This is a genomic window from Chryseobacterium sp. ERMR1:04, assembly GCF_001297705.1.
In the GTDB taxonomy this organism is placed as follows: domain Bacteria; phylum Bacteroidota; class Bacteroidia; order Flavobacteriales; family Weeksellaceae; genus Chryseobacterium.
In genome coordinates this window covers 1,351,070-1,370,366 of the sequence record NZ_LIRF01000003.1, presented here as the reverse complement: position 1 = coordinate 1,370,366, position 19,297 = coordinate 1,351,070, and the positions used below count along the sequence as shown (strand labels likewise).

Genomic DNA, 19,297 nt, shown 5'->3' with positions numbered 1-19,297 from the left:
ACTATGAATAATAACGCAGTAATAAGTAATAACGGACATCAGGATAATTTTTTTGGGGAGCTGCAACAAACGCGTTTTCAATATTTTGAGACATTTCCTAATACGGAGAAAGCTCTCCCAGGCTGGATTATTGATTATAAACGTGAGTTGCATCAATGGAACGGAACCGAATGGGTTAATTTGGCCAAGAATTACGTACATCCTGATTATCCACTGACCAACAATCCATTTCAGACAGATCAAACAAGCGGGCTTCTATTGCTAAGTCAGATTCTGACCAATAGTTCTGGGCATGTTATTAAAGTAGCAGGTAGAAATCTTACCAATGCAGATATTGTATCTATTTTCCTGAATGATGCGACTCAGTCAGGTACGTTTACCTGGTCATCTAATAAGATTAAAAATTATATTGAAAACTTAGTAGGGCAAAGTCTTACAGGCGCATTGATTTATCAGCCGGGCGGCTATATTCCTTCTACTGTTGAAGGCTCAATGACAACTCCGTCACCCGTTACATCAGCTACCATTAAAACAGGTATGGTATGGGTTATTACGACCAATGGTTGGGTGGGTAATGAACCGGTTTCTGTTGGTGATCACCTTATTGCCAATACTGATAATGCCTCCAATGCTCCTAAAAATTATCAGATTATAGAAAAAGGTATTCCTGACATCGTAGATGCTACAGCTACTGTGAAAGGGTTGATTCAAATAGCTACAGATGCTGAAGCTATTGTGGGCGCCAATGCTGTTAAAGCCATGACTCCAAAATCTACAAAAGCAGTTTTAGATGCAAAGATTAAATCTCTGACAGTGAATATTGGAGATGATAATTCCACTAGTTTTATAATTAATCATCAGTGGGGTACCCAGAATGTGGATTTTATCTGTTATCGTAATGCTGATAATAGAAAAATAAATGTAAGCTGTGTGCCTATATCTCCAAATGATGTACAAATAGATGTTTTGGTACGTCTTAAACCGAGTGAATATAGAATTACTTTAACCGCAAGACTAGATTAATGATTGCTCCTGAATATTTTAACAATCACATCGCCGTAGAAGGCGAGATCATTGTGAACAGTGTTCCAAACGATACTGGTTCTGTGTTGGTTTGGAACTCTGTAACGAGAAAGATAAGCATAAGAACACATGCAGAAATAGTTTCTGATTTACATTTAATGACTACCGACACTATTCAAGAGGTAACAGGGACTAAGTATTTTATTACACAGGGTGGTAATAACTATACTAATAATGCATTACAAGTAAGGTCTTATGATGGTTCTAACCCAGGTATTACATTTTATAAACAGGGTACTAATACGGCTACTATTCAATATACTAATGGTAATTTTGATTTTACAAATACAGATATATCTGACTATTCGTATGTAACAGCAAAAGGGTTTAAAAAAGATGGTTCATCTGATAATTTTTTCTTGACAGGTGGTGGTAATGATTATGATTCAAGAAGAAAAGAAGACTCATGGTATCATTCAGTACGAAATTTTCCGCAGGGAACTTTAATAGAAACTGATATAGATTATTCTGCCACCAGTGGAGATCAATTCCTTTTAGAAATGAAAGGAAATATGTATGGTGGGGGTAATCCTTTAATTGCAAATATACAAGGTTATATTTATGCTGATACGCTCTATTCAACAAGTGGATATTCTACTCTATATTATTGGAATTATATTATTGCTCTTAATCTAAATGGTAAACTTTGTTTTTGGTTTCAATCGTTGTCTTATTGGCAAGGGTTTGATGTAAAAGTCACTGTGGGGTACGGAGGTTTAGAGCAAGGCAGAAATAGGGTTACTTCTGTATCAGATAATCCAGACCCAGGAGGAATTAAGAGAGTTCAAATTAACTTAAAGCATCTCCTTACAAAGGAAGATCTTATTTCTGGAAATACATTTTGGGAGAAGAAAGATATAGGTGGATATTGGGCATTAGATTCAGATAAACCTATAGCAGGTTTAAATGGTAGTGGTTCTCAAATAATTTTATCAGGAGGCTTATTAGCTTCATCAGACTATACAGATTCAGCCTATATACCAAGGGAGGGTATTTTTTCAAGAGGTTTAATTCAAACAACAGAAGGTTTTCAAAATAAATGGTATAAGTCTAATCAAAGAAATAGAATTTGGTCTTTTGGAGATTCAGATACTGATGGTCTTTCTTATTTTCAAGGCGCTGGACTTAATGATGTAATGGGAGAAGGTATCGGATTTCATTTTGGAAATGCTTCAGACTATAAAACATACATCCATAGGTCAGGAGGTGTTTATACAAGGGGTGCTGTAACAGTAATGAGTCCAGATTCAGTAGGTAGTCAAAATATAGGAACTATTGGAACTGATTATAAATTAATACTAGGTAATGGTAAGGATGCTTGGGGAACAAAACCTAATTACGGTACCGCCTTTTGGATAGAAGGAAATGGGCAAGGTTATATACAACAACAAAGGTTTGACGGTCAAGAAAGGACATATAGATTAAATCTCCAACCTTATGGTGGCGAGCTTTATTATGGTAATAGTGAGGTTGCAACTCAAAACTGGGTAAATGCAAATTATGCATTAAATTCTCAATTGGGAAGTTATGTCACAACCAATACTGCTCAAACAATAGACTCTACTAAAACTATAGGTTTTCAAAATACGATATATTCTGGATGGGATAGAACATCAATGACTAATCCAGAGATGGGTCCATTCTCTTTACTTAACCTTGCATTACAAGGAGCTTATCCTTTATATGGAGATGAGGAATTTAGATATGGAACCAATAATATATCTGTTTATAATAACCATGGTAATGGTAATATAACTATGACCAGAGAAGTCGCATCTGATCTGCCAAATAAATCAGGAGTGCAGTTAAGATTCAATTATAATGGTAATGGAGCTACTCCAGGTTTAGGTGGGTTTTTATTAGGATTTAATGCTAGAGCTAATGCTATATTTGTCCAAAAATTTATGGCTAAACTTCCTGTAGGATATTCATTTAATAATGCTGAAAACTACATGGGAGATAATGCTTCAGTTAGTTGGTTAACATCAAGAGCTGGAACTGGAAAATGGGAAACTTATGTTAGAGCAGTTATATGTGGAACAGGAACTAGTTTTGGAAATGGAGGCCATGTTTATGTTGGAGGTTTAGATACTGCAATGGAATTCTGTTTAGCTTTTGCTGAAATTTATGAAGTAAATAGTTCTGTATTTTCTAGAATAAAAGAAACTTTTTACGCTAAGAATGAAACTATCCATTTTAATGGAGCTGTATCTGACTTAATTACAGTTGGAGATTCATATACTCAGAAAAGATTATTATCTACATCATGGGATGGAATTAATGGGGATCAAATTCTATTAAGGGTTCCAGGAAATAAAAATAATGAAGCTTATCTTAGATATTCTCAAAATGGAACTTTAAATGGTAATATAGGATTAGTTGGTTCAGATAATTTAACTGGAAATCAGATATTCAATCCTCAAGGAAATATCTTATATCTAGGAAATCCATCACTGCCCAATATAGTACTTCAGTCTGCAACTAATTTTCAGTTTAATTATGCTGGAGCTGGTAGTATATATACACTTAATGTAAATGGTGTTTACTTAGATAGAAATATTAATTTTAATTTAGATAATTCTGGAGTTAACTTCTATGAAGGAGGTAAGATTTATAAAAAATCTGGGGGAGGAGTCTATATTAATAGAGGAACGAATGGACTCGATCCTAGGATAGAAAATGCAGATGGGTCTCAATCATGGATGATATTCCATGAAGGAAATTTTAATCCTGCAAGTCAGGCAGATTTAGATAATTATTATCATATAAATAAAGGGGGCATATCTAATCAATCTGAATTAGTTACAAATGGATTACAAAGTATTTCAACAGGTAACTCAGGGGCTAATTTTGATGGTGAGCTAGCCAATAAAATAATTGAAGGAACTTTTGCAAGTTTTAATGGTCATTCTAAGACATCAAAAGATTTAGGTTTTTCTCTATTTGTACCAACATCTAAAGAACAAGGTGTTTATTATAAAACTTGGTATGGAGGAAATCAAACACCTTGGAAGAGGCTTGCTGAACATTCTGATTTATCAGGTTATGTAAAATCTTTTGAGAATGCTCAGGCATTAGGATTTTCAAATGGTTTATCAACAGCAGCACCTTATATATATCATGCAACTGATGGTTATGTATTTTTAGCAACACAAAACTGGGTTACTAGTAAGTTTGTTAATATTGATGGTCAACAAGATATTACTGGACTTAAGGTTATTAAAGGGAGAGCAAGAAATACGGGTACAGGCTGGGGGAATACTAATACACCAACGGACTATTCTTTTTTAATTGAAACTGAAAGTGGTTCAGATAGCAATAACCAATACTCTGCATCTATAGGGTTTTTCTCCAACAATGGAGCACAAGCTGGTATACATGTAAGAAGCAATGACTATGATGGTACCTCTATGGCTTTTGCAACAACGAACTCATTTGCGGGGGGACCTCTGATAGCCATGACTATTGATAACCAGGGTATTGTTAATTATACAAGATCAAGGCCTACATTTCAGGGGAAGGTAATTTGGGATGCTGGTAATCTTACACCTTCTATGATCGATAGCTGGAATTATATGTCTAGCTATGGTGTGATAGTAAACCAGCAGTTTACTCATAATACAGGTAACGGATTAATGATTGTTGATAATTCTAGTAGTGGAGAATCCGGTATATATAATGAAAATGATAAATTCTATTTAGCGGTACTGAAAGATAAGCATTATAAATATTCAAGCAGGGCTAATGGTTGGGAAGGTATTAATTTCAATAGAGGAAGCCACAAGATCGGTATTGGTATAGAAGCGGATTATGAAAATAAGGTATTCGTAGACGGAACTGTAAAAGCCTTAGGAAATTTCAAATCTGAAAATGAAGATCCACAATCTTTATTTATTCCTGATGGTAGTATTGCTCAATTGAAGTGTGAAGTAATTAACGAAGACAAAGAAATAAGATTAGACCCAAAAGAATATTATGTAAATTCAAATGGCTCCCTTGTAGTAAACGACAAAAATAGACTTATCCATATTATTGGGGAAGAGATTAAAATGGTTGTTGATTTTAAAGAAATCTATCCAAAACAACAGATAGTCATTTATAATTTTGATCCAAAAGGCTATAGTATGGCAGTTCTGATACAAGGCCAGACCAGATATAATATTGAGCCAGGTTGTTTCCTTAGATTGTATGTGACTAAATCATTAAGAGTGATTGCAGAAAAGCAACTGCCGTGTGAGTATATTTGGTAAAAAAATATAAGAGATATTTTATAGAGGGAAGGAATTAAAAAATGATCTTCCAAAAACTGAAAAATTCTCACGGTAATTTAATTTAACATAAAGTCCACATTTAGAGCACGAAAGTTTTCTGACTGTGGATTTTGTGTTGTATTATAGTGTGAGTTAAGAATATACTTAAAATAATTATTTAAGATTGTGAAAATTATCAGGGCAAGCATATCAAAATTTCTTTTATATAGTTTTGATCTAAGACCGCTTCCTGATCAATAAATGAATTGAATCCGACCTTTGCATTTAAGAAAAAATTCAGCGTATAACTTCGGGGAGTAAAAAACAAACCTGTTTTTTTAACCTGACAGTTAGATAACCGAATCCATTTCTTGCAGCTATAATTTGTATTGTATAAGCAGTAAGAGAGTAGAAATTTTTGAGAGATAATGCATCTTTAGTTGTTGTAAAATACATATTGTAATTGTGAATTAAGTTAGAATGTGTTGTAAATTAAATCCTTAGTCATAAAAATTAATCATCATTTAGTGATAAAAATAATATTGTAATGATATTTTTTCTTATTTTTATAAAACAAACTAATACCTGAAAATAAATGAAAATTATTCATACAAAAGCATTTACGCTAATATAATGTCTTGTAAATAATCCTTTCTTTATTTTAATCATATAATAGGCCTCACCCGATGACAGCCTTGTCTTTCTATGGATATAAAGGAAGCGTATCATTAAAATAAATACACAAACCATTAAAACTTAAACATACCATTAAACTAAATCATTCCTATGGAAAAATCACACAAACACACGCATGGGTGCACACATTGTTCTTGCAACAATCCTGTTTTGGAAATTCTTAAAGAAGAAATTTTCAGTGCAGAAAATCTAACGAAAATGAATCCTGGTTCCGGAAAAAGGGGCCATGAAAATCGACAACCCCTAATGATCAGCACAGGAATAGGGATAGGAATAGGAGCTGGAGTAACAATCAGAACTGGAACCATCCGGCCTATGATTGGAGGTTCAACGGATGAGGTTGATTCCATTGGGATTGCTGATGGAAAGGTTGTTGTAACCGGCAGCGGAGAAGACGTAGAAAATTATATGGACACAAACTATCCAGGTGCATATGAAAAGAAAGAATTAAAAGGAACCCAAACTTTACTCCCTGGCCTGATTGAGCCTCATGTTCATATGATTCCTACGGCAATAATGCATGATTGGCTGGATGTGAGCCCTTTTGATGGGCAGAATTTACGATCTGTGTATGATTTGTCTTTTGTTGAATCAATAGTAAACAAAGATATTCCTAAAATCCCGGGATATGTTATCTTAGGGAAAGGACTGGATCCGTCATTAATGCCTTTTGTGTTAAATGATGGTGAAGTAGGGCTACAGGATATTGATAATGAAGTGCTTGATGGTATTAATAAAGTTACCCCTATGATGCTGTTAGCTGCTTCCATGCATACGCTTTATCTAAACACTCCGGCATTAAAGCATGTATTTAATCATAGTAGTGAGGTGCGAAACGAGTATGAATCAGTTGAGAATTATATTAGTGAGACCGGTGGTAAGCTACAGGAAGGTCTGCATATGACCCCTGCATTGATGACCGTAAAGGTACAGATCATTGCAATGAGCCTGCAGATTAATAGTCATCTTACCGATCTTTTTAAAATGGCCAATTCCAGGGGCATTACTTTTATGTATGATGCCGGACTGAATAAAATTTCAGAAATACTTTTAACGATATATTCCGAGACTCATATTGAGCGGGTGAGAACGGGGGGTGCCTATCTTTGTACCAGCCAGGATGAGGTTGATCAACTGAAACCTTATACAGAACCCGATCAATATAAGCCTGCATATCTTGGGCATGCTAAAGTGGTTTCAGACGGTTCAAACCAAGGGCTGACGGGCTATCAGAGTGTTCCATACCTATGCAGTCCTGCAGATAATACAGGTATATTTAATTTTCCACAGCCAGGTATTCCTGCCCATACGATTCCACCAAGTTATAATACATTAATCAATACAGTAGTAGCTGTAAAAGGCTGGCCGCTAATGGTTCATGCCAATGGTGATCAGGCAGTAACATTTGCCATCAATGCATATCAACGTGCGCTTGCTCAGTATAAAGGTCCCGAGCTTCGTAATCGTATAGAACATTGCTCACTTCTGACTGCAGATCAAATTACCAATATGCTCCAAATGGGGGTGTCACCAAGTTTCCTTATTGGTCATGTAGGCTACTGGGGATATGCTTTTAAGAAAGTAATATTCGGTGAAAAAGCACAGATGCTCGACCTTTGCGGTTCAACGCTTGCCGCTGGTATGAGAATTACCCTTCACAGCGACAATGAGGTAAGCCCATTGGGACCTTTGAGAATGATGGAACAGTCGATTACCAGAATAATGGAAAAGCATACAACAAGCATTGAAGTTTTAAACAGCGCTGAATGTCTTACCCCTGAGCAGGCTTTGATTGCGGTTACGTATGATGCTGCTTGGCAATGTTACGCAGACAAATGGGTGGGCTCATTAGATGATGGGCACTTTGCTGATTTTGTTATATTGGATCAGGATCCTCTTACATTGACCACACAATCTTCACAATACATGAAAATGCGGGATATTCCGGTATTGGAAACCTGGGTGGGCGGTGTATGTGTATATGTGAAAGATCAGGCTGGAAAGCTAGCAACTGAAAAAGATATGAATTTTTCAGAAAATGGGTAACGGGTTCTGAAAAGAGCTTCCTAGCTTGTTGACCAAATATAAATCAGAGTAGATTATTTTCTATTCTGATTTTTTTTAGGTTTAATTTTACATTATTCTGGATCAGATTAAAGGAGAATTAGAGCTTTTTTTCCGTCTTAAATTTCTATGTATTTGTAAGCATTTACAGAAACAAAATCCCAACTCTCGTCAGGATTTTATTCATTCTTCAGTTTTTAGATAGCGTTGATATTAAAATCTGTACCCAACACTCAATCCATATTTGGCCATCACGTCATGATCTGTTTTGTCTGCATTGAACAAAAGTTTTCCGTAGCCTGCGTTGGCTTCAAAAACAAATCCTTTTTTGGTGACCAGTTTATAACCCAGCCCGGCACCCAGCGCAACATCATAAACATCTTTATTTTCAGTGAATGTCACATTATCTGCTGCGTATATTTTTTTTCCATCAATGGAAGTGAATGCTCCAAATCCTTCGACAAAGAAACCGGAAGCATATTTTTTTCCAAAATAATATCTGTAATAGGGAGAGATGTAGTAATTCATATCTTCATTTTTTTTATCATCATAAACAAAAAATGCAGCAATCCCCAGTGATGAATTTTTGTTGAGGTGCCGTTCAAAATTTACTTCCACAGCACCGAATAATGGCGCGATTACATTTAATCTAATTTCATTGTTTTTCTGATAAGGATTGGCATCAGTTTCATTTTGAGCCTTAACAGAATAAAAAGCAAACAACATGATTACTAGTAAAAAGGTTTTTTTCATAAAAAAATTAATTTGAATTATTTAAATGCAAAACTCAAATAATAAAAATTAATGCAGGTTTCAAAACCTTAAAAATGGATAAAATGGTACTTATTTGATGGTATTTTTATATTCATTGGGGGTCTGGCCCGTAACTTTTTTAAAGGCATTATAAAAAGTTGTTTTTGAAGTAAACCCAGATTCTAATCCAATCGTTAACAAAGTATAGTTTTCATATTCCGGATTTGATATCATTTCCTTAACGGCTTCCACTCGATATTGATTGATATAATGAGCGAAGTTGTCTCCTGTTATCGTGTTTACAATTTGTGAAACATATCCTGCGCTTATGCCTAGTTTCTCAGCAACTTTTTCTCTGTTTAATGTACTGTCGGTATAAATGTGCTGATCTTTGCAAAGAAGTTCCAGTTTTTGAAAATAAAGATTATCGGCCGTGATAGATTCCTTATATTCTTGTGGTGAATGATCTTCTATGATTTCCAGATTGGAATAAGAAACAGCTGAATCTTGATGTAAAAAATGGTAGATAGCATCTTTGTTTTTGGCCAATTTATATTTGTAAATGCCTATATAAGCTGTCCAGTGCATTACAAATGTTGCACATAAAGCCAGAACGCTCATGGTAGAGGAAATGTCTAATCCAAAAAAAGACCAGCCATATAGGTAGTAAGCCAGACAAATAATAACAAATAGATTATGGTTAATAAGGTAATTACCCATTTTTTCTCTTGCGGGTCTTTTAAATGCCTTATCATAAAATAAGAGTAAAGAGGTAGAAACGGGATAATGATAAAGGCAAATAAAAGCTGAATTAGCCTAAGTATATTGACTAGGAAAATGCTTGAATCTGGGATTTTATAAATTCCTGCAACATTACTAAGATCGTATGTAATACTAATAATAGATGAATAGGCAAATGGAATATAATATAAATAATGCTTCTGCCTGTTCTTTACAGTATCGTCAATCCGGTTTATAATGAACAGGAATATGAAAACGGGCAATAAAAATATCCACTCAATATCGTCTATAAAATGTAGAAAAGGATACGAAGTAAATGCATCTTCAAGTTCAAAAACATAATTTAGTAAAACAAAGGAAAGCGTAAATAGTAAATATGCTAAATATTTATTTGAATGACTATTGAATAGGGAAGACTTTAAAATAACCAAGCCTAAGATTATTCCTTGGAAAATTGCAATATTTAAAAGTGTTGTATAAATCAATTTTTTATAAAAGTTGTTTTAAAGATTTGTTTTAGGATAGGATCCTATTGAAGATTGTATTGCAAAATAGGTCCGATTTAGTATGTAAAATGAACTTATTTAGATACAATTGAAGATGTTTTCGTTTACTTTCAATATAATATTTCAGAAAAAAAAGAAGAACTGTTTGATTAGTAGGTTATTGCTTGGTGTTGTTACTAATTGTGAATATTAGATATTATTTTTTTAAATATAGCTCTTTCACACGAATTGGTAAAACGAATGTATCGTAATGCTGATTACTTTTTTAAGTGGATTAAGAAATGAGTCTCACTAAAGAGATTTGTTAATTTGTATAACAGCATTTTTAAATTTTATTCAGGAATTATTATGTGTTTGGTTATCAGGTATTTTTTTTGTAAGACTCAATAAGTCATATTTGAAATTATTTTTTGATTAAAAAAATCCTTAAAGAATGTGATTTAGATAAAGATTTGAATGATATACAAAAAATCAAATTTAGAAATTTAAAAAGGCTCTTAATTAACTTTTAAACAATTAGGGTGTATCTCATTAAATAAAAATGACGCCAACTGTCTTTAGTTGGCGTCATTTGGTTATTTTTTACCAAGGCGATAAATACATCAACGCTTGATGGGATTCTGCAAGATTATTATTCTCAATAATTTTAGCCTCAAATCTATGCGCCAACGAGGGACTTGCGGATGTTCCATATGCTCACTCAACATAATAAAAGTTACTATTAACATTGCAAAATTATGTCCTTGTGGTAGCAACATCGGAAAAAGCATTAATGCCCAACCTGCACCTACACACCAAAAACCGTGAGTGAGGCCAAATGAAAAAGCATCTTTATAAGCTTTTGATCCCCATGCAGCCAAAATAGGATGATAATGCCCCTTATTAAGACACCTTTGCTTAGTTGGAGAAAATTGCCAGATTAAAGCAATTACCCCAAAAATAACAACCGGAATAAAAGATCCAGGCATCTGAATATTGAGAAACAAGATGAGTATGTTTAATAAAAACCCGGCTACAATCCAAGTCAAAGCATATCCAACTACAAAAAGAAGAACCATTAAAAACCTCATATTTTTAAAACTGTGATCAATAATGATTTGGATAGGAACAATCAACTTAGGAAGCATCATCGCAAATACCATCAATATCCATCCCGCCATCATTTCAGGAAAAGGATTGATTTTCAGGAACATTTTTAATGAAGTCGCGCTTCCCTCACACAAAGTCATTTGACAATGTGCTGCAGTCATCAAATTACCGGGATTCCAAAGCAAGATAAACCAAAAGATAATGCTTATACCCCATATAATATCACTTATGAGATTTCGATTGGCATTTGATGTTTTCATGGCTATTGTTTTTCCCTGTAAACACTTATTCTTCCTACTGTAATTTTTGTATCGGATAAAATTTCGTTATCGGGAGTCACAGCAACATCTAAAGAGCTTACATTTTCAAGATCATTTTCAAGATGCAGCTCATCAATAATATTGGTAATATCCAAAGAAAAACTAAGACCGCTACCTCCTCCGTGAGAATCGCCCAATGATGCATTGCGAAGTCCAAAAAGCGAGATAAATCCTACGTGCTGATTGTTTACAGAAACTTCAAGTGTATTTGCGTTGATATTTCCTTTAACATTCTCAAGAACTAAATAAACACGGTCAGGAACTTCCTCTGCTGAGGCTTTTAAAAAGCTTTTAGAGACTTTTTTTAATCCTTTATCGGAAAAATTAACGGTGGTTTTAGTTATTGCATTCTTAATTTCAAAAGAACCTTGGTTTGCACCGACTAATTCTGTTGGTTTCTCATTATTATCCATAGTATCTTCAGTTAGTTGAACATGATCCAGATTCGGAATTCCTAGTTTTTTTAATCTTTCAGAAGTATTATCGGTTATATCACGTTCTGTTTTTGTTTCAAGATTATCATAGCTGTAATCTAAAGAATCCAGATTGGTTACATCATTTGGTGTATATACCCATTCTTTTCCATCAATTAAAGGCATTACAAACTCACGTTCACCAATTTCTTTCGGACCTCCCAGCCATTCTACCTGTGATGGATTAATGTTTCCTTTTGCGTTCCACGATGCCCACATTCTGTCAATATTGCAATGATGAAGATAAAAAATAGGATCTAATGCTGCGGTATTGGGATCAGACATAATGCCTTCACTTCCCTGAGAAACTCCTCCTACATCATTATGAACAAAATTGTGAGGATTAGTCTCTAAGCTTTCTTGAGGAAACAACGTTCCATAATGTGAAAATTCTGTTTCAGGCCCTCCAAAACAATTTTGATTGCCTGTATATACCGTTTTAAGTTCACAATTTTGTGTAACTCTTGGTTTACCGTCTTTAAATAATTTGATGTAAATATTTCCGTCATTATCCGGACCGTATCTTTCTGTAACAAAAAGAGGATTGGGGGTACCGTCACCTAGAAACTGTTGAGTAAATGCCGGGGGTATCTTATTCTCTTTTTCTCCATTAAGATAATTCCAATAGGGCAAAGCCCAATCATCAGGTCCCTTAAGCTCTATCACGATTGCTCTTATCTGTATTTCCAAAGCCATAAGATAGCCACGATGCCATGGTGCGAAATACCAAGTTTGGTGCTGACATTGATTCCAATACTGATTTTTTATGTTTGTAGATGGAAGGGGACTTGTAGGTACTTTTGGGGGCGTTTTAATTGTATTCCAATTAATGCTATCAGGATCTCCGGCAATATTTTCACCGTGAATTGCAGCAAAAAACCACCAACTCGTCGGGTCATCCAATTTTCGGGACTGCATTTCAGCAACTGCTTTTGCGTACCAGAATAAATCGCTATTATCAAACGTTCCCTCTTGATTCCACGCATTTTTTCGTAAGAATTTTTTCATGTATTAATAGATTTATGATGAGTAGTTTTTGATTGAAGGAAGAATGTTGATTTTCGCCTTCCATCACCTTGTAAAAGTATCATTTTTAAGATATCCGTCTATCAGTAGTAATACGTAATATTTTATTAAAGGAAGACAGATATAGCTTATCTATATACCTTCCATAAAGCTGAAATATGTATACAATAAAAAACGGCAAATATCTTAGATACTTGCCGTTTTAGTGGTCTTAAAGCACGTTTATACAAACACTTTTGCCGATGACTTAATTCAATTTTCCAAATCAAAGCTTGATATCGTATGAAAAGCATCTGCTTCTTTATTCTTTTCCCCTGGAAAAGTATCGTAATTAACGACTAATAATTTCCCTTTATAGATAATCGTTTCACAAGGATTATCCAGCTTTCCGTCAGAACCGTCTGCATCATCATTTTCCCAAATCAGCGAAATGGTGTTGGTGTCTAAGTTGAGTTGATGCACGCTGTTGTTCTCATAATTGGCAATAAAAATAGAATTTCTTTTTTCGTCATAAAAAAATCCGTCACAGCATTTTAACAGATCTGAATCAAAAACTATTGTATTTGATTTTACTTTTCCGTTTTTGTCAAATTCCAGTTTATTAATAACTCCATCTCCAAAATTTCCGGCGTATAAATTTCCTTTTTTATCAAAAGCAATCCCGTCAATTCCTATCGTGTTTTTCGTAACTTCTGGTTTTAAAGTAAAAGTTGCAATGATATAATTTTTCTTATTAGCTGTATCTAAAGTGATATTTTTAGAATTTAATTGTTTCATTGTAAAGCTGTAAATTCCGCTTTCTCTTCTGTTTTTAAATAATGCATCCGTTATATAAATTTGGTTTTTATACCATCTTACGGCTTCTCCGAAATTAAATCCTTCAACCAAAACCTCAGCATTTAAAGGTTTTCCGTCTTTTACATTAATCCGAATCAATCTTGAAAAGTTTTCATTTCCTGTAAAAAACTGATTGTCCATTATATATAAATTTCCATCGGGACCAAACTCCATTCCCATTGGATGTACTTTTTTAGTAATAGGATGCAATGGAAGTTTGTCAAACCAAATGACGGGTTTGTCATTTTCATCAAAAGTTAGAATTCTGCTCCCGTGTTGATCAAATGTAATTGGATTGGTGATCGATAAATATAGATTTCCTTTTTTATCTAAAGCCATTCCGTCTGGCGTTTGGTTGGTTTCTCCCAAATCAGCAAACAAGGTGGGTTTTATGAGTTTAGAAGTTGTACTGTATACTATTTCTTGTTTGGTCTCTTGCGAAAACAGATTTAAGGTAGTCATTAGAAACAGAATACCCATTACATTTTTAATTACTTTTTTCATTTCGTTTATTTGGTTTAATCATTTCTCGTTAAAAGGTTTTTTACATTACTTAACAGTGCTGTCGGTAGAATAATAAGTTGGATGATTTTCGATATTTTAAGCGAATATAATCACGTCATTAATATCTTGTTTTGAGTACAGTTGAAGAAGGTGTTTAAGCATTTAAATAATCGATTTTTAAGTTGTATTGAATTCGTATGCTGAAATGCCGTTTTTATAGGCTAAAACAGACTATTCAGATTAATTGGCGGACCTTATTTCTATATTTTGTTACTTTGCGTCTATTAAAATATATAATGAATTTTATCAACAGAATTGATTTAAAAAGGACGGCGCTTCATTGTTTATACTGGATTTTATTTTTGCTGTTTTTTTATTCAAATAAATCTGACAATGAAGATTCTTATGCATTCATTGTTATTTATTCCTGTAAAATTTTAGCACAGGCCGCTGTTGCTTACGGTTTGATATATTGGATTATTCCGGAAACATTAAATAAAAAAAGATATTTATTCTTCATAATTTCTGCCTTAGGCTGGCTTTATATTGTTTTTGCGCTTTTAATAACGTTAAAATTTTATTATCTGGAGCCCAGATTCCCAACTTTCTTCGATGATTGGTTGGGGCATACAATGACGATTCGTGAGCGTCTTACTTCTGGAAAATTGATAGTAAGAGAATTTTCTTTTATTACATATCCCGTTATTATTTTAGGATTTATCAGTTTTAATCGAAAACAACAACGTCTTTTAAAATTGGAAGAAGAAAAAAGATCGATAGAATTAAAGGTACTGAAAAACCAACTGAATCCTCATTTCCTGTTCAATACTTTAAATAATCTATACACTTTAACCCTAAAAAAAGATGATAAGGCACCTGAGGTCATTGCTAAATTATCTGAAATTTTAGACTTTGTATTATACCGCTGCAATGAAGATTATGTTTCTGTTGAAAAAGAAATTACGCTGATTGAGAATTATATTGCTTTGGAAAAATTACGTTATGACGAAAACAGACTGGATATTTTATTTACAAAAGATATTCAGGAAAGCAATAAGATTTCGCCTTTAATTGTGTTGACTTTTATTGAAAATGCTTTTAAGCATGGGGTCATTAATGAAACTGAAAAAGCAACAATCAGGCTGAATTTAGAAAGTAAAAATGGACAAATTATTTTTAGTATCGAGAACACAAAACCTCAAAATGAATGTGCCCAAATTTCAGAAAAATCTAAAATTGGCTTAGAAAATGTCCGGAAACAATTGGATTTATTATATCCCAAAAAACATCAATTGGAAATTGAAGAAACGAAGACGTCTTATAGCGTTAAACTTTGTCTGAAAAATCAAAACGGAAAAGAAGTTTTATAAGACTGCCGATAGACCATTCAAAAACCATTACATTAGCTTTTAAGAATTCTAAACTACTTATCTCACATGAAACACAGATGTATTATCGTTGATGACGAACCTTTGGCAAGAGAATTAATAGCTGCTCATTTGGCAAATTTTGACAATTTTGAGTTAGTAGATTCTTTTGAAAATGCATTAAAAGCGTATTCCTTTTTAGAGCATAATTCTGTCGATTTAATCTTCTTGGATATTGAAATGCCTTTACTGAAAGGTAATGATTTCCTGAAAAAAATAAAAAATCCGCCTCAAGTAATTTTTACAACAGCTTACAGAGAATACGCCATTGAAGGGTATGAACTTAATGTGATTGATTATCTTTTAAAGCCCATTACTTTTGACCGTTTTTTTGTTTCAATAGAAAAATTTAAACAGCTTCAAACGCCAAAGAAAGAAGTTAATGGGGGATCTGAAAATCATGTTTTTGTAACAAGCGGCCATAGAAATATTAAAATTATTTTTGATGAGATTATGTATATCGAAAGCCTGAAAGATTACATCACAATTCATTTGGAAAATGGAAAATCGCATCATATAAAACAGAATATCTCGGTTTTTGAAAAATTATTGAATGCTGATTTTATTCGAATTCATCGTTCCTTTATTATTCAGACCAAAAAAATGACTGCTTATACTAAGAACGAAATTGAAATAAACTCCATAGAAATTCCCATTGGAACCAGCTACAAAGAAAACTGGCAGAATTATTTGGAAGCAATTACTTCAAAATAGTAAAAAACTGTAATGATTTGCATTACAGAAGTAAATAAAAACACCCGCAAATAAGTACCAATATATGCACTTTTAAGCTTTTGAAACCTATTCTAATTTTTCTTATGTGAATTTTGCATTTAAATAATTCAAATTACATGTTATGAAAAAGTTTTTATTACTAGCTGTTGTTATTTTTATCACCTCGTGTAGCCATGACGATTCAAACCCTTCACCTGATAGAAAAGCGCTGGCACAGCAAAAACTTGATAAAGCTTTGTCCAATTTCCCCGGCTTAAGCCTTAGTGTAAAGACTGCTTCCGAGAGTTATACCTTGGTTGCAGGAGATGCGGTAATTAATGAAAGGCCGATGGCCGCTTCTGCACTTCACTATATGCAGAGTATTTCAAAAACCTTTACCGCAGTTGCTGTCCTAAAACTGAAAGAGGAGGGCAAAATTAATCTTGATGCCAAAGTAAATACCTATCTTCCTAACATTTGTAATCATCTTCCAAACGGAAATATCATTACGGTAAGGCAACTGCTTACGATGACATCGGGCCTTCCTGATTATTTAGATAACGATCAGTTTTTAAACGATGTTGTTGCAGGGTCACTTCCTATGACGAGCGAACAGGTATTGAGCTATATTTACGATCAACCTGCAAAATTTGCACCCGGCGCCTCATTTGGGTATTGCAATATAAATTATCACTTGCTGGCTCTTATTATTGATCGTGTTACTCCAAACGGGCATCGAAAATATATTACGGACAAAATAATTAATGCCATTGGACTTTCCAACACCTATTATATAGCGGGCTCGGCAAGCACTATAGCTCCAGTAGGGACGACGGCTAACTATCTGGAAATAGACGGCAGTTTTACCAATATGAGCGATTTGCAGCTGGGTACGGTACTTACCTTCATTGGCGATGACGGTATTGTGGCTTCCGTTCAGGATATAGCTGGATTTTACTACAAGCTGCTCCATGACAAAACGATACTGTCACCCACATCACTGGCAGAAATGAAGGTTGCCGTTATTTATCAGGGTACTCCGATATATGGCTTAGGGCTCCATTTTTATAAAACCAATGGTGGCCTGCAGGCAATCGGCCACGAGGGTAGTGGTGTCGGAGCTGGTGCCTATGCTTTTTATTTTCCTTCCAAAAATACCAGCGTCGTTCTATGTACAAATGTGGGAACGCTTACCGATGCTATAAAAGAGGAACAGTTACGGGTATTGTATGAGGAAGTTATAGGGATATTGCTTGAGTGAAAACTAATGTAAACCGTCGCATTGTGTTCCTTAGTTACTAATGTATTAGCTAATGATGAGCCATCAGTTAGCAGTAATGGAAAGGGAAGTAAAGAAATTATCACTTGTTTCTTTATCAAAATTCATACTGTCGAAAGTCTGCTGCGGAAAGTCTCCTGATTTAGAGCTAGTAAATAAGATTATTTCTTTTAAACTTGCTCCAAAGTCGGGAGACTTCGAAGAGCTAAGGAAACTTAATTTGTCCATTAGTTTTTTTACAAAAATAGGATATAAGTTATAAAGAGAAATGATTGTCAATAATCATTTTTAAAATATTGTGCTCTAGGGTGGAAAGTCGGGAGACTTCGGAAGAGCAGAGGTTTCGAAAACTATCACTTGAGCCAAGTAAGAAATATTTCTTTAACTCGAATAAAAAAACTCCTAACAAAACCAGTTGTCTAACGAAAAGAATCTTTAAGCATTTCCCAATCAAAAAAATTAGGATCAGCAACCATCTCTGCTTTAAACTTTTTGTCGGGTTGTATTCCAAAGTCTGCAAATGAAAGAGGTAAATTGGTTAATAAGTGGTAGTTTTTAATATATCCATTTGATATCCAAGTGTTTCCAAGGATACATATTGAATTGTAATATAATATAACTTGTTCAAAATTTGATAGCTGAGCCCTTAATATTTTCACATATGCATATTTAATCTTATTATCCTTATCCTGAAATACTTTGTGTTCCTGAGAATCAACATATTTTACAGTTTGAAAAAGATGTCTGTAATAATGACCAATTTTGGTTCCGTGTCCAGTAAATGGTTCATAGTGAAGAATGAAAATTGCTTTTTTGCCTTTATGCTCTACTTCTAAGTCTTTTAATCTAGTATTTCTTACTTTTTTTTCAGATTCATACCTAGCTTTGTCTCGGGTAAAATCTGAATACATTTTTTTTTCTTTTTCCAGCTTTTCGATTGTTATCTTAAAAAATTGCCGTGAATTTATTTGGGGTAAAATATGTGAAAACACACTGTCACTAACATGACCAATCCCGTAAAAGAAAATTAAATATGCTAAATTAGTTAACTGTTCCTTATCTAGCCTTTTATCCGTCGGAAATTCATCATGCTTAGATTCTAAAACAAAGTATATATATCTAAGCTCAAAATAATATGTTGTAAAAGCCTTTCGACCTAGGATTTTATTTTGAATATTTTGCTCGTCCACATTTTCCCTATGCAATCTTATGAGTTCGAAAAATCTATTTTCGAACCTTTCGATAACGATATCGTCTGCTTGTTTAGCAAACTGATCTCTTTGATCTTTATTTGCTTCATATTGAATATAAAATGCTAAGAATGTTAGAATCGATGCAAACCATGCTATAACTGGTCCTGCAGTTCCACCAAATGCATCACCGATAGCACCTCTGTTTCCTCTGTCTGCATCATAGAAATATCTTGACTGTACAAATTCAGGTCCTTCATAGTACAAGAATAAAGCACCAAGAACACCCACTACTGGAGCAACGAAAAAGATAATTATGGTTTTTGTTTTCAAAGCTATATCTTT

At 33.9% G+C, this 19,297-nt stretch carries 13 protein-coding genes; 6 read left to right on the top strand and 7 right to left on the bottom strand.

From position 1 onward, the window contains the following. Positions 1-3 precede the first annotated feature (3 nt). From AMQ68_RS06270 to AMQ68_RS06260, 3 genes are all read left to right on the top strand, one after another. A complete protein-coding gene (locus tag AMQ68_RS06270; protein WP_054509711.1) occupies positions 4-1,023 on the top strand; it encodes a hypothetical protein in 1,020 nt (339 codons plus the stop codon). Continuing rightward, positions 1,023-5,333: a hypothetical protein gene (locus tag AMQ68_RS06265; RefSeq protein WP_054509710.1), complete on the top strand. Its 4,311-nt coding sequence runs from the start codon at positions 1,023-1,025 to the stop codon at positions 5,331-5,333. Before AMQ68_RS06270 ends, AMQ68_RS06265 begins: the two co-directional genes overlap by 1 nt. Positions 5,334-6,119: 786 nt before the next feature. After that, on the top strand, positions 6,120-8,075 hold the full coding sequence (locus AMQ68_RS06260; RefSeq protein WP_071254682.1) for an amidohydrolase: 1,956 nt from the start codon (positions 6,120-6,122) through the stop codon (positions 8,073-8,075). Between the two features lie 231 nt (positions 8,076-8,306). Here the strand turns inward: AMQ68_RS06260 and AMQ68_RS06255 are convergent, their stop codons facing one another. The 5 genes from AMQ68_RS06255 to AMQ68_RS06235 form a co-directional block, all read right to left on the bottom strand. Then, a complete protein-coding gene (locus AMQ68_RS06255; RefSeq protein ID WP_054509708.1) occupies positions 8,307-8,846 on the bottom strand; it encodes a DUF3575 domain-containing protein in 540 nt (179 codons plus the stop codon). Positions 8,847-8,936: 90 nt separating this feature from the next. Further along, complete coding sequence (locus tag AMQ68_RS25545) at positions 8,937-9,566, bottom strand: AraC family transcriptional regulator (RefSeq protein ID WP_241775064.1); 630 nt, start codon at positions 9,564-9,566, stop codon at positions 8,937-8,939. Positions 9,567-10,695: 1,129 nt separating this feature from the next. Next, complete coding sequence (locus tag AMQ68_RS06245; protein ID WP_054509707.1) at positions 10,696-11,442, bottom strand: DUF2182 domain-containing protein; 747 nt, start codon at positions 11,440-11,442, stop codon at positions 10,696-10,698. Positions 11,443-11,444: 2 nt separating this feature from the next. Continuing rightward, positions 11,445-12,983, bottom strand: coding sequence for a tyrosinase family protein (locus AMQ68_RS06240; protein ID WP_054509706.1), 1,539 nt, complete (start codon positions 12,981-12,983; stop codon positions 11,445-11,447). A gap of 270 nt (positions 12,984-13,253) precedes the next feature. Continuing rightward, positions 13,254-14,342 carry a hypothetical protein gene (locus AMQ68_RS06235; RefSeq protein WP_054509705.1) on the bottom strand — a complete coding sequence of 363 codons (1,089 nt, stop codon included), beginning with the start codon at positions 14,340-14,342 and terminating at the stop codon, positions 13,254-13,256. Positions 14,343-14,638: 296 nt separating this feature from the next. On the opposite strand from AMQ68_RS06235, the gene AMQ68_RS06230 reads away from it, so the two are divergent. The 3 genes from AMQ68_RS06230 (at position 14,639) to AMQ68_RS06220 (ending at position 17,744) form a co-directional block, all read left to right on the top strand. After that, positions 14,639-15,712, top strand: coding sequence for a sensor histidine kinase (locus AMQ68_RS06230; RefSeq protein ID WP_054509704.1), 1,074 nt, complete (start codon positions 14,639-14,641; stop codon positions 15,710-15,712). A gap of 66 nt (positions 15,713-15,778) precedes the next feature. Continuing rightward, complete coding sequence (locus AMQ68_RS06225) at positions 15,779-16,483, top strand: LytTR family DNA-binding domain-containing protein (protein ID WP_054509703.1); 705 nt, start codon at positions 15,779-15,781, stop codon at positions 16,481-16,483. A gap of 142 nt (positions 16,484-16,625) precedes the next feature. Further along, on the top strand, positions 16,626-17,744 hold the full coding sequence (locus tag AMQ68_RS06220) for a serine hydrolase (protein ID WP_054509702.1): 1,119 nt from the start codon (positions 16,626-16,628) through the stop codon (positions 17,742-17,744). A gap of 63 nt (positions 17,745-17,807) precedes the next feature. Here the strand turns inward: AMQ68_RS06220 and AMQ68_RS06215 are convergent, their stop codons facing one another. Together AMQ68_RS06215 and AMQ68_RS06210 are read right to left on the bottom strand one after the other, a co-directional pair. Next, positions 17,808-17,990 (bottom strand): hypothetical protein, encoded by a 183-nt coding sequence (locus AMQ68_RS06215; RefSeq protein ID WP_054509701.1) that lies wholly within the window; start codon positions 17,988-17,990, stop codon positions 17,808-17,810. Between the two features lie 191 nt (positions 17,991-18,181). Next, positions 18,182-19,285: a putative phage abortive infection protein gene (locus AMQ68_RS06210; protein ID WP_054509700.1), complete on the bottom strand. Its 1,104-nt coding sequence runs from the start codon at positions 19,283-19,285 to the stop codon at positions 18,182-18,184. Positions 19,286-19,297: the final 12 nt, after the last annotated feature.